The 26,212-nt window shown below is 43.3% G+C and carries 29 protein-coding genes; 27 read left to right on the forward strand and 2 right to left on the reverse strand.

The genetic code is table 11. The features are described 5' to 3' along the window. Positions 1-3: 3 nt before the first annotated feature. Together miaA and hfq are read left to right on the forward strand one after the other, a co-directional pair. A complete protein-coding gene (miaA, locus tag H4I94_RS02725; RefSeq protein ID WP_261181354.1) occupies positions 4-948 on the forward strand; it encodes a tRNA (adenosine(37)-N6)-dimethylallyltransferase MiaA in 945 nt (314 codons plus the stop codon). 90 nt (positions 949-1,038) lie between these two features. Continuing rightward, positions 1,039-1,497 (forward strand): RNA chaperone Hfq, encoded by a 459-nt coding sequence (hfq, locus tag H4I94_RS02730; RefSeq protein WP_261181358.1) that lies wholly within the window; start codon positions 1,039-1,041, stop codon positions 1,495-1,497. Between the two features lie 138 nt (positions 1,498-1,635). Here the strand turns inward: hfq and H4I94_RS02735 are convergent, their stop codons facing one another. Both H4I94_RS02735 and H4I94_RS02740 read right to left on the reverse strand, forming a co-directional pair. Next, a complete protein-coding gene (locus H4I94_RS02735) occupies positions 1,636-2,946 on the reverse strand; it encodes a peptidylprolyl isomerase (RefSeq protein WP_261181359.1) in 1,311 nt (436 codons plus the stop codon). Then, the gene (locus H4I94_RS02740; RefSeq protein WP_261181978.1) at positions 2,946-5,414 is read right to left on the reverse strand and encodes an LPS-assembly protein LptD; all 2,469 of its coding nucleotides are present in this window, start codon (positions 5,412-5,414) and stop codon (positions 2,946-2,948) included. Before H4I94_RS02740 ends, H4I94_RS02735 begins: the two co-directional genes overlap by 1 nt. Positions 5,415-5,534: 120 nt before the next feature. On the opposite strand from H4I94_RS02740, the gene H4I94_RS02745 reads away from it, so the two are divergent. The 25 genes from H4I94_RS02745 to rpsA all read left to right on the forward strand — a co-directional run bounded on the left by H4I94_RS02745 (position 5,535) and on the right by rpsA (position 26,149). Further along, positions 5,535-6,548 (forward strand): aminoglycoside phosphotransferase family protein, encoded by a 1,014-nt coding sequence (locus H4I94_RS02745; protein WP_261181361.1) that lies wholly within the window; start codon positions 5,535-5,537, stop codon positions 6,546-6,548. After that, positions 6,549-7,238 carry an N-acetylmuramate alpha-1-phosphate uridylyltransferase MurU gene (murU, locus tag H4I94_RS02750; protein WP_261181363.1) on the forward strand — a complete coding sequence of 230 codons (690 nt, stop codon included), beginning with the start codon at positions 6,549-6,551 and terminating at the stop codon, positions 7,236-7,238. An 84-nt stretch (positions 7,239-7,322) separates the two neighbouring features. Further along, entirely contained in the window at positions 7,323-7,955 is a 633-nt protein-coding gene (gene rsmG / locus H4I94_RS02755; RefSeq protein ID WP_131274593.1) for a 16S rRNA (guanine(527)-N(7))-methyltransferase RsmG, read from the forward strand. Positions 7,956-7,979: 24 nt separating this feature from the next. Further along, positions 7,980-8,762 (forward strand): ParA family protein, encoded by a 783-nt coding sequence (locus tag H4I94_RS02760; RefSeq protein WP_131274592.1) that lies wholly within the window; start codon positions 7,980-7,982, stop codon positions 8,760-8,762. Continuing rightward, entirely contained in the window at positions 8,759-9,646 is an 888-nt protein-coding gene (locus H4I94_RS02765) for a ParB/RepB/Spo0J family partition protein (protein WP_092818366.1), read from the forward strand. Before H4I94_RS02760 ends, H4I94_RS02765 begins: the two co-directional genes overlap by 4 nt. Before the next feature lie 28 nt (positions 9,647-9,674). Next, positions 9,675-10,313 carry a MotA/TolQ/ExbB proton channel family protein gene (locus H4I94_RS02770; protein WP_092818365.1) on the forward strand — a complete coding sequence of 213 codons (639 nt, stop codon included), beginning with the start codon at positions 9,675-9,677 and terminating at the stop codon, positions 10,311-10,313. Positions 10,314-10,324: 11 nt separating this feature from the next. Next, positions 10,325-10,750, forward strand: a complete 426-nt coding sequence (locus tag H4I94_RS02775) for an ExbD/TolR family protein (protein ID WP_092818364.1) — start codon at positions 10,325-10,327, stop codon at positions 10,748-10,750. Continuing rightward, a complete protein-coding gene (gene msbA / locus H4I94_RS02780; RefSeq protein WP_092818363.1) occupies positions 10,747-12,474 on the forward strand; it encodes a lipid A export permease/ATP-binding protein MsbA in 1,728 nt (575 codons plus the stop codon). The genes H4I94_RS02775 and msbA overlap by 4 nt, the downstream gene beginning before the upstream one ends. 3 nt (positions 12,475-12,477) lie before the next feature. Next, on the forward strand, positions 12,478-13,485 hold the full coding sequence (gene lpxK / locus H4I94_RS02785; RefSeq protein WP_261181405.1) for a tetraacyldisaccharide 4'-kinase: 1,008 nt from the start codon (positions 12,478-12,480) through the stop codon (positions 13,483-13,485). Between the two features lie 12 nt (positions 13,486-13,497). Then, on the forward strand, positions 13,498-14,259 hold the full coding sequence (gene kdsB / locus H4I94_RS02790; protein ID WP_261181406.1) for a 3-deoxy-manno-octulosonate cytidylyltransferase: 762 nt from the start codon (positions 13,498-13,500) through the stop codon (positions 14,257-14,259). Between the two features lie 13 nt (positions 14,260-14,272). Continuing rightward, positions 14,273-15,256, forward strand: a complete 984-nt coding sequence (locus tag H4I94_RS02795) for a DNA polymerase III subunit delta' (protein WP_261181407.1) — start codon at positions 14,273-14,275, stop codon at positions 15,254-15,256. A 21-nt stretch (positions 15,257-15,277) separates the two neighbouring features. Then, the gene (locus H4I94_RS02800) at positions 15,278-15,619 is read left to right on the forward strand and encodes a PilZ domain-containing protein (protein ID WP_261181408.1); all 342 of its coding nucleotides are present in this window, start codon (positions 15,278-15,280) and stop codon (positions 15,617-15,619) included. Between the two features lie 26 nt (positions 15,620-15,645). Further along, a complete protein-coding gene (locus tag H4I94_RS02805; protein WP_261181409.1) occupies positions 15,646-16,419 on the forward strand; it encodes a TatD family hydrolase in 774 nt (257 codons plus the stop codon). 45 nt (positions 16,420-16,464) lie between these two features. Then, the gene (locus tag H4I94_RS02810; RefSeq protein WP_261181410.1) at positions 16,465-17,079 is read left to right on the forward strand and encodes a TetR/AcrR family transcriptional regulator; all 615 of its coding nucleotides are present in this window, start codon (positions 16,465-16,467) and stop codon (positions 17,077-17,079) included. A gap of 9 nt (positions 17,080-17,088) precedes the next feature. Then, complete coding sequence (locus tag H4I94_RS02815; RefSeq protein WP_092818358.1) at positions 17,089-17,649, forward strand: type II secretion system protein; 561 nt, start codon at positions 17,089-17,091, stop codon at positions 17,647-17,649. 55 nt (positions 17,650-17,704) lie between these two features. Next, positions 17,705-18,172: a type II secretion system minor pseudopilin GspI gene (gene gspI / locus H4I94_RS02820; protein WP_409976745.1), complete on the forward strand. Its 468-nt coding sequence runs from the start codon at positions 17,705-17,707 to the stop codon at positions 18,170-18,172. 134 nt (positions 18,173-18,306) lie between these two features. Further along, positions 18,307-19,032: a type II secretion system minor pseudopilin GspJ gene (gene gspJ / locus H4I94_RS02825; RefSeq protein WP_261181983.1), complete on the forward strand. Its 726-nt coding sequence runs from the start codon at positions 18,307-18,309 to the stop codon at positions 19,030-19,032. A gap of 18 nt (positions 19,033-19,050) precedes the next feature. Further along, entirely contained in the window at positions 19,051-19,998 is a 948-nt protein-coding gene (gene gspK, locus H4I94_RS02830; RefSeq protein WP_261181985.1) for a type II secretion system minor pseudopilin GspK, read from the forward strand. A gap of 172 nt (positions 19,999-20,170) precedes the next feature. Then, positions 20,171-20,767, forward strand: a complete 597-nt coding sequence (locus tag H4I94_RS02835) for a 6-pyruvoyl trahydropterin synthase family protein (RefSeq protein WP_092818355.1) — start codon at positions 20,171-20,173, stop codon at positions 20,765-20,767. A gap of 46 nt (positions 20,768-20,813) precedes the next feature. After that, on the forward strand, positions 20,814-21,527 hold the full coding sequence (gene ung, locus H4I94_RS02840) for a uracil-DNA glycosylase (protein WP_086195473.1): 714 nt from the start codon (positions 20,814-20,816) through the stop codon (positions 21,525-21,527). Then, positions 21,524-22,648: an enoyl-CoA hydratase/isomerase family protein gene (locus tag H4I94_RS02845; RefSeq protein ID WP_131274580.1), complete on the forward strand. Its 1,125-nt coding sequence runs from the start codon at positions 21,524-21,526 to the stop codon at positions 22,646-22,648. Before ung ends, H4I94_RS02845 begins: the two co-directional genes overlap by 4 nt. 4 nt (positions 22,649-22,652) lie before the next feature. After that, the gene (tadA, locus tag H4I94_RS02850; protein ID WP_092818352.1) at positions 22,653-23,174 is read left to right on the forward strand and encodes a tRNA adenosine(34) deaminase TadA; all 522 of its coding nucleotides are present in this window, start codon (positions 22,653-22,655) and stop codon (positions 23,172-23,174) included. 58 nt (positions 23,175-23,232) lie between these two features. Further along, the gene (locus tag H4I94_RS02855; RefSeq protein WP_261181411.1) at positions 23,233-23,664 is read left to right on the forward strand and encodes an SRPBCC family protein; all 432 of its coding nucleotides are present in this window, start codon (positions 23,233-23,235) and stop codon (positions 23,662-23,664) included. A 17-nt stretch (positions 23,665-23,681) separates the two neighbouring features. Then, entirely contained in the window at positions 23,682-24,365 is a 684-nt protein-coding gene (gene cmk / locus H4I94_RS02860) for a (d)CMP kinase (protein ID WP_261181412.1), read from the forward strand. A 107-nt stretch (positions 24,366-24,472) separates the two neighbouring features. Next, complete coding sequence (gene rpsA, locus H4I94_RS02865) at positions 24,473-26,149, forward strand: 30S ribosomal protein S1 (RefSeq protein WP_086195468.1); 1,677 nt, start codon at positions 24,473-24,475, stop codon at positions 26,147-26,149. Positions 26,150-26,212 lie beyond the last annotated feature (63 nt).

The raw sequence follows: 26,212 nt of genomic DNA on the forward strand, positions 1-26,212 counted from the left end.
TACATGTCGAATCAATTGCCGGTCATCAATTTAATGGGACCAACTGCAAGTGGTAAAACCGCTTTGGCATGTGAACTTTATGAGCAGGGTCATTTCGAGCTGATCTCCGTCGATTCTGCGCTGGTTTATCAGGACATGAACATTGGTACCGCGAAGCCGACGAAGGAGGAGCAGGCGCGTTATCCGCATCATCTCATCGATATTATTACCCCTTTGGAAGTCTATTCGGCAGCCCAGTTTGTCGAAGATGCCTGCGAGTTAATTGATGATATCCATGCACGCGGTAAAACCCCGATTTTAGTTGGGGGTACCATGCTGTATTTCAAGGCTTTATTGGAAGGATTGTCGAGTAATTTGCCGAGTGCGGATTACGCCGTACGGGCTGAAATTGAGTCCAAGGCGGAGCGTGAAGGCTGGGAGTCGGTCTATCAGGAATTATGTAAGGTCGATGCTTTGGCGGGTCAGAAATTTAAGGTCAGTGATAAGCAACGCATTATTCGTGCCCTGGAAGTATTTAGACTGACCGGACAGCCAATTACAAAACTACAAGCTGAACAACCCAAAAATATACCATATCGCTACACATTTCATAATCATGCTTTATTGCCTGATCGTGTAGAATTACACAAGCGTATCGAACAACGTTTAAAAACTATGTGGGATATTGGATTTTTGCATGAAGTTGAAGGTTTGATTGAAAAATACGATTTAAATGATAATTTACCATCCATGCGCTCAGTTGGTTATCGACAAGCTCTAGAATTTATACAAAAAAGTGATCTAAGTGTCGAAAAACGACGGGAAATGGAGGATAAGTCTTTATTTGCAACACGACAACTGGCAAAACGTCAATATACTTGGTTAAGATCTTTGCAAGAATCGCATAATTTTAAAACATATTTGACGGTCCAGCAGGCTCAAGAAGACTTGCGAAAGTGTTACGGATAAAGCAAAATTTAGTAACTATCTTTTTTATAATTTTTATTGAGAAATAAAGATAGTTTTTTGCGCTGATTTTTAATTTTTTGGAGTTATAACATGTCTAAAGGTCAAACTTTACAAGATCCGTTCTTAAATTCTCTCCGTAAGGAACGTATTCCTGTTTCTATCTTCCTTGTAAATGGTATTAAGTTACAAGGTCATATTGAATCATTTGACCAATATGTTGTTTTGTTAAAAAATACTGTAAGCCAAATGGTTTACAAACATGCGATTTCTACAGTTGTTCCTGCACGTAATCCACGTCCTGCCGGTGCTCCTGCTGGTGCTCAAGGTGCTGGCGGTTTTGGTGGCGGTCAGCCTCAAGGTGGCTTCGGTGGTCAAGGTGGCTTCGGTGGTCAAGGCGGTTTTGGTAGCCAAGGTGGCTTCGGTGGTCAAGGTGGTTTTGGTAGCCAAGGTGGCTTCGGTGGTCAAGGTGGCTTCGGTGGTCAATCAAACCCGGGTTTTGAAAGCGAAACAAAATTTGAAGATTCTCAAGACGACGAAAATAATCGTTAATTGTGAATGCTTAAAAGCCTCTCTTTATGAGAGGCTTTTTTATTTGAGCACAAGCGAATAGATATAATGTATTTTCTTGTCGACAGTAAAAAACCAGTTGTTTAGGCAACTGGTTTTTTAACTCAAATCATCTAAGGATTATTTATTTTTTTTACGGTCCAGATTTGGATCTTTGATTTCTACAAAGGCATTGCTGCGAATTTCACGTAACCAGCTATCCAGTTCAGCATCAAATTGACGTTCACCCAGAATTTGACGTGCCATACGTTGCTGATATTCGCGCGTCATATCTTGTTGGCGTGTATCAGTCACTTGCAGAATGTGCCAGCCAAATTGAGTCTGGAGCGGTTGGCTGGTCTGACCGACAGGGGTGTTTTTCATTTGTGCTTCAAATTCAGGCACCATGACACCCGGGTTCACCCAGCCTAAGCTGCCGCCATCGCGTGCAGAACCGGGATCATTGGAAAAAGTAGAGGCCAATACGGCAAAATCTTCACCCGCTTTTAAACGGTTGTAAATGCTGTCGATTTGTTGTTTGGCATTTTCAGGGCTTACCACTTCAGAAGGCTGAATCAGAATGTGACGTACCTGATATTGCGATACGATCGCTTTTTGCTCGCCGCCTTTGCGTTCAATCAATTTTAAAACATGAATGCCGTCACGTACCGGAATCAGGTCGGTCGTTTGACCTTCCTGCAGCGTGCTTACGCGGGCAGCCAGTTCAGCCGGGATGTCAGACAGGTTTCTAAAACCCATATCTGCACCTTCGACCTTAACGGTCTTGGTGGTGAACTTTTGGTCAATTGCTTTAACATCATTGCTGTTATTCAGTTCGGCTTTGACAAGTTTTGCCGTTTTTTCTAATGCTGCCTGGTCATTACCCGATACACGGATATGAATCACATGTGCCTGGCTGCCTAAAGCTGCTTGACCTTGTGGCGTTTTCAAAAAGTTTTCTACATCCTGATCACTAATTTTGATTCGGGACATCACAATTTGCTGACGCAGGCGATTAATTGCCAAATCTTCTGCAATGCGATTGCGCAAGGATTCATAAGTCCCAGGAGCAATACTGTCAAGCTTTTGCTGGAATGCTTCTAAAGTCTTGGTGCCAGATTGGCCTGCAACCTTAAGTACAGCTTCATTCAGTTCTTTTTCATTCGGTTTGATATTGTAGCGTTTAACCTGTTCAAGTTGCGCTTGACGAATAATGAGCTGGTCCAGTGCCTGCTGCTGTAAATACTGTTCTGGTGGCAGCTGTTTTTTTTGCGTTTGTAGCTGATGTTTGAGTTCGGCGATGCCTTGTTCTAAATCACTTTTTAAAATGACACTGTTATCTACCAGGGCAACCACTTCATCTGAGGGTTGCGCAAATGTAGTCATTGATGAAGATAAGGCTAAAGCAAGCGCAGTCGCTTTAAAAAAATGTTTTAACTGTATTGTCTTCATTAACGTTGTGTCCAAGATTGATTAATATTATTGAAACCTAGAATCCTGCTTTCGAGTAAAGAGGAAAGCTTGTTATTGAAACCGCCTAAACCTTTGAGGCTAATTTCCGCCATAATGGCACGTTTTGGTGAAACACCTTCATCATTCACGTTGTCCAGGTCATTATAGTAAGAACGGCCATACACCGAAATGCCCCAGCAACATGACTCATAATTTACGCCGAGTAAATACTCGCGAGCGACATTGTTGTCCAGATCATATTGGGCATGACCTAAAATACGCCAGTTATTGGCTACAGGTTGAATGAATGATGCAACAACCTGGTCATACTGGTCTTGGCGGTTTGGAATATCTTTGCGGTAGAAATAACCCAGGTTATAAAGGTTACCCTGATTGCCGGTGTAATACAGCTGCAAATCACGCTGGGCATTATCACCATTTGACATCCATGCAGAATTTGCACCCAAGGTGAAATTTTGCGACAGTTGGCTGGATACGCTTAAAATTGGACCGGTACGGCGCTCAGTATCAAACTGATCAGTTTCATTTTCTAGCGTTACCCGACGATCTTCAAAAAAGAAGCTTTGACCGACGCTGGTTTTTAGGCGTTCCAAACCGACTTCATCAAATAGACTATAACTTAGTCCTAAAGACAGGAAATTATTATCTTCTAAACGGTCATGTCCATAAAAACGACGAGAGTTAAAGAGCTGATCGTAATTGATGGATGCAGGCGCCGAGTCAAAGTTTGGATGCCCATCCTGATTTTTATAGGGCGCATATGCGTAGAAGGCGCGAGGAGTCAGGGTTTGTAGATACTTGCCTTCTTTTTCAAAGATTAAACCGGTATCTAAAGTGAACTCAGGGATGGTAACCGATTGGTTTTCACTTGAAGAGCTGGTCTGGCTTTGTTGGTTAATAATTTGTTGCGTGTCTTTATCATAGAACGTATTTACATTGCGCAGCGATACTTCAGGAATGACAAACGACCAAGGATTGCGATAGTTGTAACGTACCGAAAAATCATTGTAAATTCGCGTGCCGCTCGGTTCGTAAGAGTTATTGTTGGTTAAACTGGAAGCATTGATATCTTTTTTGAAATAAGCCGTATCATGGTCAAATTCAAATTGTAAACCTTGCGGGTCACCGCCTGTATAGTTGAGTAAAAATTGCGGCAAACGTGCATAAGGACGATCTTGATCGGAAACCGACTTATCTACAGTCTGGAAATCTTCTACTTTTAACTGGGCTCGAAAGCCAGGGATGCCATTGCCGTAGTTCAGTTCCCAGGCACGGCGCAAGTTTAAAGTGGTTTTAGAATTTGGATTATTGTTTAAATCGGCAAAATAGTCTTTATCTGAAACATAGTTATATTCAACATTGGTAGAAAACTGATTGTTGATTTGCCAGTTGTGTAAAAATTGTAAAGCTTTACGGTCTTGGTCGTTATATTCGCTGTCTGAAGCCAAGTAGCCGCCCCAAATCATACCGGAGCCGTAATTTTCCGTTAAATAGCGGAATTCGCCTTCAAGCATTGCACCGCGATTACCGATGTAGCGTGGTGTAACGGTTGCATCGTAATTCGGTGCCAGGTTTAAATAAACAGGAACTGCAAGCTCTACGCCACCATCGTTAGAAAAACCGAAATTTGGATTTAAAATACCTGTGGTACGACGGTCATCAATCGGGAAGTTGAAATAAGGTACCGCGAGCACCGGAACTTCTTTGACATACAGTTTGGTTCCACGTGTTTCACCGCGTCCTGTTTCCTTGTTCAAGGTGATTTTATCCGCCTGAATTTTCCAGCCTGGTTTTTCATCGGGTGGGCAGGTGGTATAGGTGGCATTATTCATCACCACCACATTTTCTGATGTGCGGGCAATTTTTTCTGCCATGCCATGCGCATGCTGCTCTTCAGAAATGTAGTAGCTGTTATTTAAATCGCCTTGCTGGGTCTTTAAGTTGTAATTGATCTGGTCACTTTGTGCCAATAAGCCGGCTTGTGCCATTTGCACACGGCCTTGTGCATTGGCATAAGTTTGGGTCTGGTCAATGGTAATTTTATCGGCGCGAATCTGGCGGCCTTGCTGGTCAATTAATACATTGCCTTCGAGAACGGAGTCGCCATTCGGGTCATAATGGCCATAATCTGCAGTTACTGTAGATGTGGCATTGTCTGGATCTGCGGCTTTGGTATCCGGACTGATCGGCGTAATCCAGGCGCCTTTACAGTAAGCGGAGCTTAAATACTGTCCTTGACGCTGCTGGGCTTCCGGGGAGGATTTGTCTACATAATATTGTTCAAAAAATTGTTGTCCAGGATACGACTCCTGAATACTGTCTTTCATTTTTTGGTTGTCGACAGTCGAAGCTGGAATTGTGGATTCAGCATAGCTTGAGATCGAGCTGCCACATAAAAGGGTTAAAATAGCAGTCGCTAAAGGATTAAATTTAAACTGATGCTTCATTTGTTTCATTAACCAAGTATGCTTAATCGCAATTAATTATTCTCGCATCATAGAGAAAAAGTTGATAAGTGGCTACACTTAGCACTTTAAAAACTCAGCCTGTATTAGAATTTATCGCAAATGAATACACAACGTGAACAATTGATACAAACATGGATTACATCTGTACTTGGTTCAGATCAATTTGAGACTCATTTTTTGGCAGGCGATGCAAGCTTCCGTCGTTATGCACGAATCAAATTGAATAATAAAACATTTATGCTCATGGATGCACCACCAGAAAAAGAAGATTGTGGGCCTTTTGTGACGATCGATGAATTTTTTGATAACAATGGTGTGCGTGTACCGCATATTGTTGCCAAAGACCTGGAATTGGGCTTCTTGCTGCTGGAAGATTTTGGTGATGTCCTGCTTTCGACCTTGCTCAATGAGCAAACGGTAGACCATTATTATGAGCAAAGTTTTAAACAGCTGATTCAATTACAGGCGATTGATGGAACACATCATTTTCCAGATTACTCATACGAAAAACTGATTGCAGAAATGCAACTGTTGACGGACTGGATGTTGCCTTCACTGCACATTCAACCGACAGAAGAGGAGAGTGCTTTAATTAAACGCACTTTTGCCATTTTAGCCAACGCTGCCTTGGCGCAGCCGCAAGTGATTGTGCATCGCGACTTTCACAGCCGCAACCTGATGAAAATTGAAGGCGAAACCAATCTGGGTGTGATTGACTTTCAGGATGCCGTCATTGGCGCAGATACCTACGACCTGATTTCAATTACCCGCGATGCTTATGTACAGTGGAATGCGGACCGTGTTTATACATGGTTTAAAACTTTCTATGACCTGTTACCTGAATCGGCAAAGCAGGACCGTGATTTCGAACAGTTTAAAAAAGATGCTGACATGATGGCTATTCAACGCCATATTAAAATTTTGGGCATTTTTGTGCGCTTATTTGAACGCGATGGCAAATCGGGTTATCTCAAGGATTTACCGCGTGTCATGTGGTATTTACTCGAAGAAAGCAAGCCTTATGCAGAACTGCAACCTTTTATGCAGTTTATTCAAGCGAAGGTAATGCCGAAATTTGAAGCCAAATATGGTTGCTATGAGGTTGCTGCATAAATGAAAGCCATGATTCTTGCTGCGGGATTGGGTAACCGCATGCGTCCACTGACTTTGCATACGCCAAAACCCTTGCTGGAAGTGGGTGGAAAGCCCCTGATTGTTTGGCATATTGAAAAACTGCAAAACATTGGCATAAAGGATATTGTGATTAATACGGCATGGCTGGGTGAAAAGCTTGCCCAGACATTGGGAGATGGCTCTCAATTTGGCGTCAATATCTTGTGGTCACATGAAGGCGAAGGCCTGGAAACAGCGGGTGGCATTATTAATGCCTTACCGCTTTTGGGCCAAGAACCTTTTATTCTGGTGAATGGTGATGTCTGGAGCACCATGGATTTTTCAACTTTACTGGATGTGAAGCTGGAAAATGATCTCGCCCATCTGGTTCTGGTTGAGAATCCGGCTCAACATCCAAATGGTGACTTTACCCTGGCCAATGGTCGAGCATATACTTTTGACCAAAACCAGCCAGGTGAAGCACTGACTTACAGTGGCGTTGCGGTGATTCATCCCGGAATGTTTGCAGGCCTGGAAAATGGCAAGCGACCACTGGCACCTTTATTAAAGCAAGCCATGCTGGAGCAACAAATTTCTGCATCCAAAATGCAGGGCGTTTGGGTCGATGTTGGCACTCCTGAGCGATTAAATGTACTGGATCAACAAATTAAGCAAGGCTTGTACGATTAAGTGCATATTCACTAAGCACAAGCTACTGTGACTTGTTGTATAAATCGGTATACTTCCATTAACTTTTCGAGACGTTATTTGTATATGCATCAGTTTTTCAAAGAACTTAAGCAGGGTAGCCAAGCTTTGGGTTTGGAGCTTAGCGATGAGGCTTTAAATTTATTACTCAAATACCAGGATGCTTTGGTACTGTGGAATAAAGCATATAACTTGACCGCGATTCGTGATCCCAAAGAGATGCTGGTGAAGCATCTGCTGGATAGCTTGAGTATTTTGAAAGATTTGCCTCAGGGCCGTTTGCTGGATATCGGAACGGGTGGCGGTATGCCAGGCATGATCATTGCATTATGCCAGCCTGAACGCCAGTGTGTATTGCTCGATTCGAACGGTAAAAAAATCCGTTTCCTGAAACAGTTTATTGCCGATTTAAAACTAAAAAATGTGGTAGCTGTACAGACGCGTGTCGAAAATGAAGAAAGCATTCATGAGCTGGGTCAGTTCGATGTCATTACCAGTCGGGCATTTGCCTCTTTAACCGATTTTGTTGCCGCTTCTAAACCTTTTATGCATGTGCACAGTATTATTGCATCAATGAAAGGATTAATTCCTGAGGATGAAGTAGAGGCTTTAAAAAATGAATTCAGTTGTGAGATTATTGAGCTTAAAGTTCCGCGTTTAGATGAACAACGTCATTTGCTTTTATTGAAACATATTTAATTTTTTCGAAGGATTGGGGTCACCATGGCACAAATTATTGCGATTGCGAACCAAAAAGGTGGCGTAGGTAAAACCACAACCGCAGTAAATTTGGCAGCATCGTTAGCTGTTTTAAAAAAGCGCGTTTTACTTGTGGATATGGATTCGCAAGGCAACGCCACGATGGGGTCTGGAATCCAGAAAAATGATCTTTTGTATTCGGTCACTGACGTTTTATTGGGTGAAGTCCCGATTGAAACGGCAATTACCAAAGCGGAAGTCGGTTATAAAGTTCTCGGAGCTAACCGCGATTTGGCGGGTGTTGAACTTGCCATTGCCGAACAGGATGGCCGCGAATATATTTTGCGTGACGCATTACAAGAAATTGAATCTTCTTTTGATTATATTATTGTTGACTGTGCGCCCAGCCTGAGTCTGATTACGGTGAATGCCTTGGCTGCCGTGCAGGGTGTCATGATTCCGATGCAGTGTGAATACTATGCCCTGGAAGGTCTGGCCGATTTAACCCAAACCATTGACCGCATTCAGCAGGCTTTGAATCCTGACCTTGAAATCGTGGGTGTGCTGCGCACCATGTATGATGCACGTAATGCATTAACCCGTGATGTGTCGGAAGAACTGGAACAGTATTTTGGCAAAAAGCTCTATGATACGGTGATTCCGCGTAATGTACGTTTGGCTGAAGCACCGGCACATGGCTTGCCGATTATCTATTTTGAAAAAAGCTCCAAGGGTGCAGTTGCTTACCTGAATCTGGCAGCTGAGATGTTAAAGAAAAGTAAAGTAAAAAAAGGAAGTAACGCATGACCACAAAAAAACGCGGACTAGCTAAGGGTCGTGGTCTGGATGCCTTGCTTGGCTCAATCCAGAAAGAAAAATTACAAATGGAAGCTCAAGCGTTAGATCATGGTCAGCTGAAACAGATTGATGTCCATTTATTAAAACGCGGTGAATATCAGCCGCGTCGTTTTATTCATGAGCAAGATCTTCAGGAGCTTGCAGCATCGATTGAAAAGCATGGGGTCATGCAGCCAATTGTGATTCGTCCAATTGATGATGAAAAGCATCCCTATGAAATTATTGCCGGTGAGCGTCGCTGGCGTGCTGCACAACTGGCGGGCTTAACTGAAGTTCCTGCAATTGTTCGTGACTTGAATGATCAGGTTGCCATTGCTCTGGCATTGATTGAAAACATTCAGCGTCAGGATTTAAACCCGATTGATCAGGCGATGGCACTCCAGCGTTTCCATGAAGAATTCGGTTTGAGCCATCAGGAAATTGCCGATACCGTTGGTAAGGCGCGTACCACAGTCAGCAACCTGTTACGTTTACTCACATTGGCTGAATCGGTAAAAGACTTCATGCAGCAAGGTTTGCTGGACATGGGGCATGCACGTGCCATTCTGACCTTGAAAGCCAAAGACCAGCTTAAAGTTGCAGAACATGTGATTGAAAAAAGTTTATCTGTACGTCAAACCGAACAACTGGTACGCGACTTTAATACGCCAAAACAAGAAAAACCAAAAGCTGAAATTGCACCCGATATTCAGCAACTGACGCAGCGTTTGGCAGAGCGTTTCAGTGCAGATGTGAAGATTGATCATAATAAACAAGGCAAGGGAAAACTTGTTATTCAATACCATTCGCTTGATGAATTGGACGGTATTTTAAATATCTGCTTTGCAGAATAATTTTTAAAATTTTTATTGGGGAAAACATATGTGGGAATTAGTTAAGGCGGGTGGGTGGCTTATGCTTCCCCTTGTTTTATGTTCAATTTTTACCGTTGCAATCACGATTGAACGCTTTATTCGCTTAAAAAAATCAATGATTTTGCCTAAGGTATTGTTGCTAAACTCTGCGCAAAATACTGATGCGGTCATGCAGCAGTTACAGCAGGATCAAGCCTTGCAAGCGAGTACTTTAGGTCGAATTTTTATGGCGGGTTACCAAAGTAAAAATCAAAATCAGCAATTTGCCCGTGCACAGATGGAAACGACTGCATCGCAAGAAATTGGTTATCTGGAAAAAAACATCAACTTCTTGGGAACGTTGAGTGCGGTAGCACCACTTTTAGGTTTGTTGGGTACGGTTCTGGGCATTATTGAATCCTTCCTGGTGATTGATTTAGGCACCAATAGCAATCCCACTTTAATGATTCCGGGTATTTCAAAAGCGTTGATCACGACGGCAGCCGGGATGTTTATTGCCATTCCGGCACTGTTTGCCTATCGCTATTTTCAGCGTTTGGTACAAGAATATATTGCAGAACTTGAACAGCAATCGACCTTATTTCATGCAGCACTTTTCTATCAAAATTCTACAGATGAAGAACAAGATATTAGAAAAGCAGGTTAAGGTGGTGAAACATGAAATTCAAACGTACACAAGTTGAAGATATTCACATTAACCTGACACCCATGATTGACTGTTTGCTGTTTATCCTGGTTTTTCTACTGCTATCCACCACATTCAACCAGTTTAGCCGCATGAATTTAACCTTGCCGGATGCGCAAGGGGTGCCTCCCAAGCAGTATGATCATAAAATTGAAGTGGTGGTAGATGCTTCTGGACACTATTCTATTAATGGACAATCGATTGCCAGTAAGGAAGTGGTCGACTTAAGTACCGCAATTAAACAGATTTCCAATGATCGGCGTGATTTAATGTTTGTTATTGCTGCGGATGCCAAGGCAACGCATCAGGATGTCATTCGTGTGATGGATGTAGCAGGACAGTTAGGTTTTGTGAACGTCAATATTAGTACCAAAGTTCCGTCTAGGGGTTATGAGTGAAGCAAGATTTTAAGGTCTATCTGCGTCTTTTAGGATATCTGAAACCTTTTTGGGGTGTGGCAATACTGGTTTTTATCGGTTTTGCAATTAGTGCAGCGACTGAGGTTTCCATTGCGAAATTACTGGAAAAAATCATCACCGCCATCCAGCACAGAGACCAGAACTTTACTTCTATATTTCCTTTTCTGGTTATTTTATTGATGTTTTTTCGCGGTTTAGGTTCCTTTATTGGAGGCTATTATACCGCAGTCATCTCACGTAATCTGGTGTTTAATATCCGACAGGAAGTTTTTGGAAAATTACTTAAACTTCCATCGCAATATTATCTGGATAATACCAGCGGACATATTACCGCTAAAATCATGTATAACGTGGAGCAATTAACGGCTGCTTCATCTGAATCTCTAAAAACCCTTGTCCAGCAAGGTCTGATTACAATTGGTTTGTTAGGCTATCTGTTATATAGCAATTGGCGCCTTACCCTGATTATTCTGATTTTTGCTCCACTGATGGGGTTGCTGGTTCGCAAAGCATCAAAACGTATGCGTAAATTATCCCTGCAAGTTCAGGACACCATGGGGGATGTTAACCATGTGGTGCAGGAAACGGTGAATGGGAATTTAATTGTTAAGGGTTTTGGCGGGCAGGAATATGAACAAACGCGTTTTCGTGAAAACTCGCTGGAAAACTTAAGACGCGGTTTGAAAATGGTGGTGGTGCAGCAACTGAATAGCCCGGTTGTGCAGTTCATTATGTCCATTGCCATGGCAATTATTATCTGGATTGCCTTACGGCCAGAAATTTTACGCGATACCAGCGCAGGTGAATTTGTTGCCTACATTACAGCAGCCGGTATGTTAAGCAAACCGATCAAGGCATTGACGGATATCAATGAAAAGCTGCAACGTGGTATGGCTGCTGCACATTCCGTTTTTGAATTGCTGGATTTGCCGGAAGAGCAAAATGCAGGCGCTTTAACGCCAGTGCTTAAAGGTAATATTCGGTTTGAAAATGCCAACCTGATTTATGCAGATGGGCATCACGCGATTCAGGATTTCAACCTGAATGTCAAGGCGGGCGAAACCATTGCATTGGTCGGTCGTTCAGGTGCGGGAAAAAGTTCTCTGGTCAATTTGCTGGTACGTTTTCAGGAATTGAGTTCTGGCCATATTTATCTGGACCAGCAGAATATTCAAGATATAGACATGCATAGCTTGCGTACACAAATTGCCATGGTGAACCAGCAGGTGGTATTGTTTAACCGCACTGTACGTGAAAATATTGCCTACGGCCAGCTTGAAAATGCGACCGATGCAGACATCATTGCGGCCGCAAAAGCTGCCTATGCCCATGACTTTATCATGAGCTTGCCACAAGGGTATGACACGCAACTAGGTGCGCAAGGCTTGAACCTTTCGGGTGGACAGCGCCAGCGTATTGCCATTGCACGTGCCATTTTGAAAAATGCACCGATCCTGATTCTGGATGAAGCCACCAGTGCACTGGATAATGAATCAGAGTATTTTATCCAGAAGGCATTTGATGCAGCCATGCAAGACCGGACAACGATCGTGATTGCCCATCGTTTATCCACCATTGAAAATGCGGATCGCATTGTGGTGATGGATCACGGTAAAATTGTCGAGCAGGGTACGCATGCAGAATTGATTGCCCAACATGGAGCTTACTATCAATTGCATCAGCGTAATTTCGAGGAACACTGATTTATGTCATTCGCACAATTTATTCAAGATGCTTGGAATAGACAGGCCAAGTGGTTGATTGTGCTTAGACCTTTGTCATGGATTTATCGTGGTGGGTTTTTACTCAACAAAAAGCTTTACCAATGTGGCGTTAAAGCCAGCTATCAATCTCCCGTTCCGGTGATGGTGATTGGCAATATTACCGTTGGTGGTAGCGGTAAAACGCCGCTGCTGATTCAGTTGGTCAATTATCTACAAAGCCAAAATGTCCGTGTCGGTGTCATCAGTCGCGGTTACGGTGGAAAAGGACCATTTCCCGCCTATGTGGATTTGGAATCGCTCCCCGAGATTGTGGGAGATGAACCCTGCCTGATTGTGCAGTCAACTGGTGTACCCATGGTGGTAGGTTCAAACCGTCAGCGTAGTATTGAATATTTGTTGTCTAAACATGAGCTGGATTTAATTATCAGTGATGACGGTTTGCAGCACTGGGCTTTGGCACGCCAGATTGAGTGGATTGTGTTGGATCAGAATCGTGGTTTGGGTAATCAAAAGTTATTGCCTGAAGGATATTTACGCGAACCGCCAAGCCGCTTAACAACAGCAACGGTCATTGAGCATGCCAGTCAGCCCAATTCCGAACTGAATATGCATTTAGAAGTTGCTGCGCCTTATTTGCTGAATGATGCGGAAGATGAAAGATCTTTTAATCCGGCGGATAATTTTTATGCTGTCGTGGGTATCGGTTTTCCGCAACGTTTTTACAGCACCCTGGATTCCATGGGGATTCACCAGTTTCAGTGCCATGAATTTCCTGACCACTATGATTATGAAATTACGGATCTGCAGTTTGAAGATAACAATCCCATTATTACCACGGAAAAAGACGCAGTAAAACTGCTGCCCCTATTAAAGCAAAATCCAAATTTTAAACGGGAAATCTGGGTGGTTCCTGTTGAAGCAGTGCTTTCACCACAATGCTACGATGTCTTGCATCAACAGTTACAGCAACTTGGCATTCTAATCTCTTAAGGTTCATTGTTTATGAAACATATTGTTATTCCAGCACGTTTTGCAAGTTCTCGTTTGCCGGGCAAGCCGCTATTGGAAATTCATGGTCGTGCCATGATTCTACGTGTGGTCGACCAGGCAAAAAAAGTGGCTGGTTTTGATGATTTATGTGTTGCAACCGACGATGAGCGTATTGCAGAAGTTTGTCGTGCAGAAGGTGTGGATGTTGTCATCACCAGTGCAGATCATCCCTCTGGCACCGATCGTTTAAGTGAAGTTGCCCGCATTAAAGGCTGGGACAGCGAAGACATTATTGTCAATGTACAAGGTGATGAACCTCTGCTTCCGGCTCAATTGGTGCAGCAGGTGGCGCAATTACTGGAATCGCAACCTGAATCTTCCATGTCGACCCTTTGTGAGCCGATTCATAGTCTGGAAGAGTTTCAGCGCGACAGCATTGTGAAAGTGGTGATGTCCAAATATAACCAGGCTTTGTATTTTAGCCGCGCCACGATTCCTTATGACCGTGATGGTGCCAAACAAGAAATTCAGCAATTACATCAGCAGGCATACCGTCATTTGGGGCTATATGCTTACCGCGTGAATTTGCTGCAAGAATATGTGTCTTGGGATATGGGTGTGCTGGAGAAACTGGAAAGTCTGGAACAATTACGTGTACTGGAAAATGGTCACCGTATTGCGATTGCGGTTGCTGAAGCCAACTTGCCACCGGGTGTAGATACCCAGGCAGATCTGGACCGTTTGAATCAGATGGATGTTTCCTGCTTCGAATAAGGTGAATACCTCCATGCAAGATAATGTTGTGGCACAAGTTTACCCATGGCAGCAAACGGTTTGGGAGACCTTGACCGGACGCTTTCCCCAGCTGGGGCATGGCCTGCTTTTTTATGGTAAAAAAGGCAGCGGCAAGGAAGCTTTTGCCCAATATTTTTTGGCTTGGGTGCTATGTGCCAATCGTCATGAAAACAATGCCCCTTGTGGTGAATGCGGCAGCTGTTTGTGGTTAAAGTCTGATACCCATCCCAACTATGTCCATATCAGCACGGATGAAGACAATAAAAAGCAGAATGCCAAAATCAAGATTGAAAAAATCCGTGATTTATTGCCCTTTGTGCAGCAAACCGTCGATGGCTGGCGCGTGATCGTGATTGAACCGGCAGAAGCCTTAAATATCGCCTCTGCCAATGCTTTGCTGAAAACCCTGGAAGAGCCGGGTGAGCGGGTGGTAATCATCCTGCTGGCCGATCATTACTTAAAACTTCCTGCGACCATTCGTAGCCGTTTGCAGCATTTTGCGCTGGACCGTATTTCTGTGACTCAAGCGGATGCATATTTAACCGAATATTTACCGGATTTAGGTCAAAGCCAAAAACAACTGTTGATGAATTTATCCAATCAGATGCCATTGCAAGCCATGCAATTGGCGGAAACGGAGTGGTTAAATAAGCGGCAGGAATTTTTAACGGACTGGCAAAAACTGGTCACGCAAAAAAATATGCCGATGGCGATTGCGACCAAATGGAATAAGGCGCTGAGTTTTAGTGAATTTTCACAAATGTTTGAATACTTGTTGTCCGATTTAATTTGTGTCAAGCTCAGTCAGCAGGTTAAAAATTCCGATCTGGATTTGAGTGCATTATCCGAACACTATACCTTGGAATTTTTATTTACGGTTTATTCGGATTTGCAGCAAGCCAAACAATATATTGAGCAGAATGTACAAAGCAATTTAGTGCTTGATCAATTGTGTATAAAACTAATGAACATTTAAATATTTTTAAGGGGAATAACAATGCAACCACGTATGGGCGGTATTATTCATGCCAATATTCCAGATGTAGATACCTTGTATGCCAGTTATATGCCTTATGTTGTTGGTGGGGGATTGTTTATTCCGACCAAACAGCCGGTTAAGCTCGGTGAAGAAGTTTTTGTGCTGGCAACTTTACCTGAACAATCACAGAAAATTCCTTTAACAGGCAAGGTCATCTGGGTCTCTCAGAAACAAAATGGCATCAAATTACAAGGTTTTGGTATGCAATTGACCGGAGAAAAAGGCGTTTATTACAAATCAGAAGCTGAAAAGTTGCTTGCAGGTCTTAAGTCTGAAGGTCGAACTAGTTACACTATGTAGCTGTTTAAACGATTTAGGATATCGCCGTGTTTGTAGATACTCACTGCCATTTAACCATGCTGGATCTGACGCCTTATGATGGCAATCTGGATCTGGCATTAGCTCAGGCGCGTGAAGCGGGGGTATCCAAATTCATGACGATCTCGGTTGATCTGGACGATCATATCGAGCTGGCTAAAATTGCCTCACGCCATGCTGATGTAGGTTACAGTGTGGGTGTGCATCCTTGTGAAGATCCTGCGGTCATGGCACGCGCCACGACAGATTATCTGATTGAACTGGCACAGCCTGAAAAAGTCTGGGCGATTGGTGAAACTGGCCTGGACTATTTCCATAGCACCGACTTTATTGCCGAACAGAAACAATGTTTTGCCCGTCATATCCATGCCTCTCAGGCGGTGAAAAAACCGGTGGTGGTGCATACCCGCGCTGCCAAACACGATACTGTGGATATCATCCGGGCTGAAAAATCCACGCATGGTATTTTGCACTGTTTTACTGAAGACTGGGAAACCGCTAAGGCTGTACTGGATTGTGGTTACTATGTATCATTTTCCGGAATCGTTTCTTTTAAAAATGCACAAGATTTACGCGATGTGGCCAAGCAGGTTCCGCTGGATCGGGTGCTGATTGAAACTGACAGCCCTTATCTGGCACCGATGCCATATAGAGGAAAATCTAATGAACCAAAATACGTGCCTTATGTAGCCAAAGCCTTAAGTGATGTATATGATAAGTCCGTTGAGGAAATTGCTTTCATTACAATGCAGAACTTTGAAAACCTCCTTAATTTAAAGTAAATAAATTAAATTGATATAAGCGCAGAAGAGAATTACAGAGTGAAGATGGATCGTCAGGCTCAGTTTCGAGCAAGAGAAGCGTTAATTTTTCAGGTTGCAGAGCAGCTGCTGTTAGAAAATGGCGAATCAGGGATGACACTGGATGCGTTGGCAGCAGAACTCGATTTGGCGAAGGGAACTCTCTATAAACATTTCCAGAGTAAGGATGAGCTTTACATGCTACTCATTATTCGTAATGAGAACATGTTGCTCGAGATGATTAAGGATACCGAAAAAGCCTTTCCGGAGCATCTGGCCTTCTTTATGCTGCATCATTTACATCATCCTGAGCGCACAGTACTGTTCCATCAAATTGAAGAACGTCTTTCTACCACCGGTATAGGGATCAATCTTTTATTTAGCGAACTGTATCAGGTCAGAAAACAGCGGTTGCGCATTATTATCCGTATGACTGAAAGCTATCTGGAAAGTATTCAAAGTGGCATGTCTACACGCGATTATCTGGCATCTATTTGGGCCCTAACGCATGGCGCTGCAGCTATTCTGAATTCCAGTTTTTACCAGCGCTATTTAGGTTCACGTGACACATTACGCGTAGCTTATATTGATCAGGCCTTGGCAATGCCCAAGCAGGTCAGTTCTGCGGAACAGTTTACTTAAAGGTATGCCATGAAACCAATCCGATCATTTTCAATTCGTGGTTTTACTTTGATCGAGTTGATGGTGGTTATCGTGATTATGGCAATCATGGCATCTTTAATTCTGACCAATATTAACGGAGTAGACCAGCGTAAAGCGATGCAGGCACGGGAAGTGTTTATGATGGATTTACACAGGATTAACCGTGAAGCCAATGATCAGGCACGGATTTTTGCCCTGGATGTACACAGTGCCACAGATGTATCGCCGTTTCATTATGGGGTAATGGAATATTTAATCCCATCCTTGCAAAATAAACAAAATGCTACTTTGACTGAAAATAAAAAATGGCAGAAGTATTCAGAATTTCCCGAGCGAACTTTGCCTGAGCATGTTTCATTCAGTATTACTGCCCTCGATCATCGCCATGAAAATGCCAATAATGACGATTTGCTGAATTCCAATGCACCTAAATTGGTATGGCTGGGCAATGGCGAGGCCAAACCGGTACGGATTCAGTTTTATTTCGAGCAGCGTCCGATTGGTGAAGAAATCGAGATTGATCATCTGGGTAAAATTAATGCAAGCTAGATACTCAAAGCATCACTGCACCTCAGATACAGCTTTCGGACTTTCTTGCGCGACAATGCCGCTCAGGTCGAGTATTATTCGAATTAATCGTGTGCACTCCGAGTATAGCTCTTCGTCTTGCGCAGCGGTGAAACAGCGTTTCACTGATCGCTGCTCAGGATTTACGCTATTGGAAGTCATGGTGGCTTTAGCTATTTTTGCGACGGCAGCTATCGCATTCACCAAAGTGGCCATGCAATATACTCAGGCAACCTCGAATGCAATTTTAAGAACCAAAGCGCAATTTGTAGCCTTGAACGAAGTGGCAATGATGGAAATTAATCAGGAGTGGCTGCAGGGAACCCAATCCAAGCAGGTCACCCAGCAGGGTGCAACCTGGCAAATTGATAAATCTGCACAATCCACCATTAGCCCGAATGTACAGCGTGTTGAAGTGCAAATCAGTTCCTTTAATGCAGATACAGGCAAAGTAGAGTCTGGAATTACCCATCTGGTTTTTTTTAACTATAAGGCTAAGGTTTAATGCGGTTAGAAAATAAAAAAAATCAGGCTCTAGACCCACAGCATAGCTATTCTTCTTGCGCTCAGTCAAAGCATAATTCTCGCTCCTCAAGCACAGCTTTCGGACTTGCGGCACGTTCGAGTGTTACTCGAATTATCCGTGCCCACTCCGAACACAGTTCTTGCTCTTGCGCTCGGACGAAACGTTGTTTCGTTAATCCTCGCTCAGGATTTACCTTGGTTGAATTATTGGTCGCGATTGCCATATTTACGGTACTTTCTGCATTGGGCTGGAAAGTATTTGATTACTTAATCAAAGTGAAAGATCGTAATACTCAACATGAAGTGAATTTAGGACAACTACAAGAAGCGTATCAGCAAATTCTGCGTGATACCGTTCAGGCTGTACCACTCAATGCGAATATCAATGGGGATATTCAGCCTGCTTTGGTGCTACAAAATGGCCGATTTAATTTTAGCAAAACCGGTGTGACTGATCCTTTACAGCAGGGTATTTCGCCGGATGAGCGCGTGGAATATCAATATCGTGCCGATGAAAAGAAACTGTACCGGCTGAAATATCGCAATTTAAACAGTACAGGTCGGGATCAGCCTGAGTCCAGTGTGCTGTTAAATGATGTCGACCAGTTTGAAATTGTGGTATTAAATCCGAATGAGCTTAATGCGTGGCCAGAGGGTCAGGCGGATTTAAACGATGTCACACAAAAACAGGTCTTGCCGAAGGGCGTTAAAATTAAACTTACCGTCAAAGATGTGGCCTATGAGTGGATTTTCAGTTTATTAAACACCGATTATTTAAAACAGCAGAATAGTACTTTGAATAACAATGCAAATAGCAATACAAATAAATCTACATCTTAAGGTGTGACTCAATTGAACATAAAGCCGCAACAGGGTGTTGCTTTAATTACGATTTTGGTCATGGTGGCATTGGCTACCATCCTGGCTGCGACCATTGCCAAAAGACAGGCCAATACAGCTGAAAACACGGCATATTTGATGCGTCAAAACCAGTCACTATTATATGCCAAAAGTGCTGAAGCCTTTTTTTCAGAGCTTTTGGCCGATGATGCTGAAAATGCCGGTAATATTGATTATTTGCAAGAAAACTGGGCCAAACCGATGCCGGCTTTTCCGGTAGAGGATGGTTTTGTTGCGGGGGTTCTAGAAGATCAATCGGGAAAATTTAACTTAAACAGCCTGGTAAATGCGGATGGTACGCCCAATCCTCAGGCAAAAGCCTGGTTTGAGAAACTGTTGCTGCGTGTGGGATTGCCGGAAAAGTTAAGTGAGGCGGTCATTGACTGGCAAGATGCCGATAACGAAACCATAGACTCGATGGGTGCAGAAGCCAGTTATTATCAGGGATTGCCACAGGGCTATTTACCGGCAAACAGCAAATTTCATCGTGTAGAAGAACTGAAACTGGTACGTGGCTTTGAAGGAAAAAAATATCTGAAAATTGCCGATTATGTGAGTGCTGCTCCAAATGCTGATAACAAGGTGAATATCAATACTGCTCCGGCAATGCTGCTGGCCAGTCTCGATCCCAAACTGGATATCAACGCGGTGCAACAGCTGTTGCAACAACGCCAAGCCAATTTAGAGTATTTTTCCAGTGTGAATGAGCTTTGGGAGATTGAACCGTTTAGACAGCTTGGTGCAGAGGTGAGAAGTGAGGCAGGCAATCTGTTAGATGTAAAATCTGCGTATTTTAAAGCCAGAATTGAAGTGCAGCTCGGTGAACGTAAACGCCAGTTCAGTAGTGATCTGGTGCGAAAGGATAAGGCGGTGTATGTGGCATCTCGCAGCATGGCACCATTCTAATCAGATTCCGAGAAACGATGAAAAATGAGAAACACCTCTATTTGACTTAATGTATTTCTCCAATGCTCTTGAACAATAAAATTAATGTTCAGAATTTCACTTTTGCTTTATAACTTTCACTTTTGCTTTATAATCAAATTTAATTCACAGATTTTTGATTGCATCAGGGCACATGTTAATTCGTAAGTTATTTAAGTTTGAAAATGCTCATATTGTGCGAAATTGCACGTCGGACCGCTGTAAGCGTTCAATTCATGGTCATAGCTATAAAGTTGAATTGTTGCTCAAAGCGTCCAGGCTCGATCATGGTCAAATGGTATATGACTTCGGATTATTAAAAGGTGTGATCAAGGATATTTTTGACAGTTTTGATCATGCAATCTGCTTCTGGCAGCATGATGATGCTGAATATATTGAGGCGTGCAAAAAATTTAGTGCACGCTGGGTATCTTTACCCGTATCACCCTCTGCAGAACAGTTCTCACGTATTTTTTTCTATCTGGCACAGCAAGTGCTGGCTTCGACCATTACCCAAAATGGGGAAGGCGACGTGGAGGTTTATTCGGTGATTGTGCATGAAACCGATACCGGTTATGCACAAAGCTTTATCGAAGATATTGAAAATACGCAAATGGGTGTGCTTAGTCTTGACCAGATTGTGTTTTCTGAACAGGTTCAAGTGGAATGGGCAGATCCTAAAATGTATGAAAAATTACAACAAGGCATGAAATTCCAAAATCCAACCGTAGATCTTCAAGTACACATTTGAAGACAATAAGAAAGTTTGGTCTGGTCGAAAAAATTAGGAAGCAGGTATGTCTTTAACGGAACAACAGCAAGCTAAACTCGATAAAATCCAGTTGGATGCAAGTTGGAAAAATGCATTAAGCGATTTTTTGCTGAGTGCGAAAATGGATGATTTAAAACAGTTTTTGCTGACTGAAAAACATGCAGATAAAATTATATATCCTCCTAATTCCCTTATTTTTAATGCCTTAAATACAACACCTTTCAACCGTGTTAAAGTCGTTATTCTGGGGCAGGATCCATATCATGGGCCTAATCAGGCACATGGATTAAGTTTTTCTGTGCAAAGAGGGGTTGCATTACCGCCATCTTTACGTAATATTTTTCATGAATTAAACACCGACTTGGGGATTCCTGTTCCCAAGCATGGCGATTTAACCCGTTGGGCTGAACAAGGTGTGTTATTGCTCAATGCGGTATTGACTGTTGAGGCTGGACAGCCGACATCACATCAAAAACGTGGATGGGAGGACTTTACCGATCATGTGATTGATGCTTTAAATGAGCAGTGTGAGCATATTGTATTTATCCTTTGGGGAGCCTATGCACAACGTAAAGGACAACGTATCGATCAAAATAAACACCTGGTATTAAAAGCTGCACATCCTTCTCCTCTGTCAGCAAATCGTGGTGGTTTTTTTGGTTGTAAAGTATTTTCAAAAGCAAATAATTATCTGAAACAAAATGGCATTGAGCCGATCAATTGGCAGCTGGACGCATGACACAATCTCCTGAATTAAAAAATTATCATCCTGATCTCATTGTAGAAGAAGCCATCAATGGCTGGCGCATTGTTCGCCTGAACCGGCCAAAATCTCTACATGCCCTGGATGAATCTATCGTTACCGCACTTTTGGAAGTGTTCCAAGATTTTCACCATGATGATGCGGTAAAAGCGATCTGGCTGGATTCAACCACCCCGAAGGCTTTCTGTGCGGGGGGTGATGTGCGTAAACTTCGTCAGCTGGTGATTAATGATGAAGTTGCAACGGCAAATAAATTCTTTGAACAGGAATATGCATTGGATTTATTGCTGCATAACTATGCCAAGCCGGTACTGGTGTGGGGTGAAGGTTATGTGATGGGTGGAGGTCTGGGCCTGTTTATGGCTGCACCATTCCGTCTGGTGACGCCTTATTCACGTTTGGCGATGCCTGAAATCAATATCGGCCTGTATCCGGATGTTGGTGCGACACGTTTCCTGGCAGACCGGGGAGCGATTGGCCTGTTTACCGGTTTGACCGGTTCGATTATGACCTCTGCCGGTGCCTATGGAATTGGCTGGGCAACCCATATTTGCGATGCACAGCGTGACAATGTGCTAGATAAAGTGCTGAATATTGATTGGGGACATTATCCTGCTGGGGATTTTCGTGCCATTGATGACACTTTAAACAGTATGCACCGTCCGGTGGGTCCGGGTCCCTTACAAAATTCACTCGATGTCATTCATAGTGTTTGCCGTGGGGTGAACTTTGAACATGACTATGAATCTATTATTGGCCTTAGTGATGCACGCAGTGACTGGCTCCGTCAAGCCAGTGAAAACCTGCAAAAAGGTTCGCCTACTACAGCAGCATTAACCTGGCTACTCTGGCAGTGGGGCAAGCGCGTTCATTCCTGGAATGAAGTTTTTGAACTTGAAACGCAGATATCCAACTGGAAGATTCGCCATCCTGATTTCGTTGAGGGTGTGCGGGCGCGTCTGGTCGATAAAGACCTCTCTCCGGAATGGGTAAAAGGCAGTGATTTCTCTTTAAAAACCATCTTGTCAGATTGTCCGCCAGTGACCAATATTCAAAGCTGGAATGAGCTGTTGAAGCATTACGGGATCATCAGTTAACCCTATGACTGATGTTACACAACTGACTGATGAATACTGGATGCAGTTTGCTTATGAGCAGGCTGCAATTGCCGCTTCAAAACAGGAGATTCCTGTGGGCGCGGTGATCGTCAGTCAAAACCGGATTATTGGTGCAGGACATAATGCACCCATTTCTTTAAATGATCCGACCGCCCATGCTGAAGTTCAGGCTTTGCGCCAGGCCTGTACAAATCTGAATAACTATCGATTACCTGAAGATGCGGTGCTTTATGTGACGTTGGAGCCTTGTACCATGTGTGTTGGGGCTTTGATTCATGCACGGGTTTCCAAGGTCGTGTTCGGCGCAACTGAACCGAAAGCAGGTTCCTTAATGAGCGTGCGTCGATTATTTGAAACAGGGTATTACAATCATGTTTTCGAATATGAAGCAGGTTGTATGCAGGAACAATGTTCCCAGCAGCTCAGCAATTTTTTCAAGAAGCGCCGTGAGCAAAAGCGATTGCAGAAATTACAAGAAAAATCTCTAAATGATCAAAATCATTAATTCAAATCATGTAAACTATAATGACAATGAGTATTGTCAATAAAAATCAGGATAAGTCATGAATTCTATTCAAGTAAAAAAAGAATTTAACGCACCCGTCGATCAGGTTTTTGATCTGTTATCCAAGCATGCGACCTACAATGTGGCCTTTGCACCGATTCAGGTTGAACGGGTTAAAGATTCCAGTGATCCTGAGCATCCGGATGGGGTGGGCTCGATACGCCGTATGGGTTTTGGTCCCATCAAGCCTTTACGGGAACAGATTACCCTGCTGGAACCGAACCAGCGTATCGAATACCAGATTGTGAAGAATCCTTTGGTGAAACACCATTTGGGCATTATCGAGTTCGAAGCCAAAGCTGCCGACAAAACATTGGTCACCTATACCATTGAATTGCAGGCACGTGCTCCTTTTATCAGTAAATTAATCCTTGCACAGCTTAAATCTGCGATTAAACTAGGTTTTTCAAAATTAGCTAAAACTGTATAGCGTAAAGTGGAAAATTAATGACAGTTCAAATTATTACCATAGATGGGCCGAGTGGTTCTGGAAAAGGCACACTTGCGGCTAAACTGGCAGCACATTATCAATTTCATTTGCTTGATTCAGGTGCTCTATATCGTCTGCTCGGGCTGTCATTACATCAACAGGATTTACTTGATTGCCTTGATTCCAAACTGGAGCAGTGCGTTAAAATCGCAACAAATTTAGACATAAAATTTGTGATGACTGAATCGGGTACCCGAGTCGAACTCGAGGGTGAAGATGTGACTCAAACCATCCGTACAGAACGGGTAGGAGAGTTTGCTTCAAAAGTTGCGGTAGTTCCAGAACTTAGAGCAGCGCTATTGGAGCGTCAGCGTGCATTTGCGCAAGCCCCGGGGCTGGTTGCCGATGGCAGGGATATGGCAACCTCCATTTTTCCGGAAGCTCAAGCCAAGATTTACCTGACGGCATCGGCTGAATCCCGAGCGGAGCGACGAGTAAAGCAGTTGCAGGCTATGGGGCTAGATGTTAAAATAAACGACATTTTAGCTAATATACAAGCTCGAGACAAACGTGATATGGAGCGCACCGTCGCACCACTCAAGCCAGCAGCAGATGCTTATATTATCGATAGTTCTACATTGGGCATTGATGAAGTATTCGAGTTGATGACCACCTTTGTTGACCAGCAATTAGCCAATTAAAGAATTTTCAGCTAAAGCATAGCTTGATCAGTTTATTACGGACTATGTGGAAGCTTAATTAAACCGGCCTTGTCTGATCCAAGACCGCTGACTTTATCAGGTATATCATGACCGAATCTTTTGCAGCCCTCTTTGAAGAAAGCGAATTAAACCTCAACGTTGAAAAGGGTGCAGTCATCCAAGGCGTTGTAGTAAACATCGACTCTGACTGGGTAACAGTTGACACTGGCCTTAAATCAGAAGGTATCGTTGACCGCGCTGAATTCTTAAACGACCAACGTGAACTTGAAGTTCAAGTTGGCGATACTGTTGACGTTGTTGTTGAAGCTCTTGACAACGGTATGGGTCAAACAGTTTTATCACGTGAAAAAGCGAAACGTGCTGAAACTTGGACTAAACTTGAAAAAATCTTTGAAGACGGCGAAATCGTTACTGGTGTTATCTCTGGTAAAGTTAAAGGCGGTTTCACTGTTGACATCGGTCCAGTTCGTGCGTTCTTGCCAGGTTCATTGGTAGACACTCGTCCTATCCGTGACACAACTCACCTTGAAGGCAAAGAGTTAGAATTCAAAGTAATCAAACTTGATGCTAAACGTAACAACGTTGTTGTATCTCGTCGTGCTGTTATGGAAGCTGAATCTTCAGCTGACCGTGAAGCTCTTCTTGCTCAGCTTGAAGAAGGTCAAACAGTTACAGGTACAATCAAGAACCTTACTGATTACGGCGCGTTCGTTGACCTTGGTGGTATCGACGGTCTTCTTCACATCACTGACATGGCTTGGAAACGCATCAAGCACCCTTCAGAAGTTGTTGAAGTTGGACAAGAAGTTACTGTTAAAGTACTTAAATTCGACCGCGAACGTAACCGCGTATCTTTAGGCCTTAAACAATTAGGCGAAGATCCATGGTTAGCGATCATGAACCGTTACCCTAAAGGTTCTATCGTTAAAGCACGCGTAACTAACCTGACTGACTACGGTTGCTTCGCTGAAATCGCTGAAGGCGTTGAAGGTTTAGTACACGTTTCAGAAATGGACCACACTAACAAAAACATCCACCCATCTAAAGTTGTTCAGATTGGTGACGAAGTTGATGTTATGGTTCTTGAAGTGGACGAAGAACGTCGTCGTATTTCTTTGGGTATCAAACAAACTCGTGCTAACCCATGGGAAGAGTTTGCTAAAGACCACGACAAGGGCGAAAAAGTTTCAGGTACAATCAAGTCAATCACTGATTTCGGTATCTTCATCGGTTTACCAGGCGGTATCGACGGTCTAGTTCACTTGTCTGACATCTCTTGGAACGAACAAGGCGAAGAAGCGATCCGTCGTTACAAGAAAGGTGACACTGTTGAAGCGGTTATCCTGTCTGTAGATGCTGAAGGCAACCGTATCAGCCTTGGTATCAAACAAATGAACAGCGATCCGTTCAACGATTTCTTGGCTGCTAACGAACGCGGTGCGCTTGTTAAAGGTACTGTAACTGCAGTTGACGCTCGTGGCGCGACTGTTAAGTTGGCTGACGAAGTTGAAGCGACTCTTAAAGCATCTGAAATCAACCGCGACCGCGTTGAAGATGCAACTAAGTTCCTTGAAGTTGGTCAAGAAGTTGAAGCTAAAATCATCAATGTAGACCGCAAATCTCGCTCTATCAACTTGTCTATCAAAGCGAAAGACGAAGCTGAAGAGAAAGAAGCGGTTGCTAACTTGAAAACAGCTGCAGCTGGTCAAGACAATGGTCCTAAGACTATTGGTGATTTGATCAAAGCTCAAATGGGCAACTAAGTAGAGCTGTAAATGTATTGTTAATGTAAATTAACTAATACTTTTTACACAAATACTGTAAAC

This window comes from Acinetobacter sp. T_3_1 (assembly GCF_025377055.1).
Taxonomy (GTDB): domain Bacteria; phylum Pseudomonadota; class Gammaproteobacteria; order Pseudomonadales; family Moraxellaceae; genus Acinetobacter; species Acinetobacter kookii.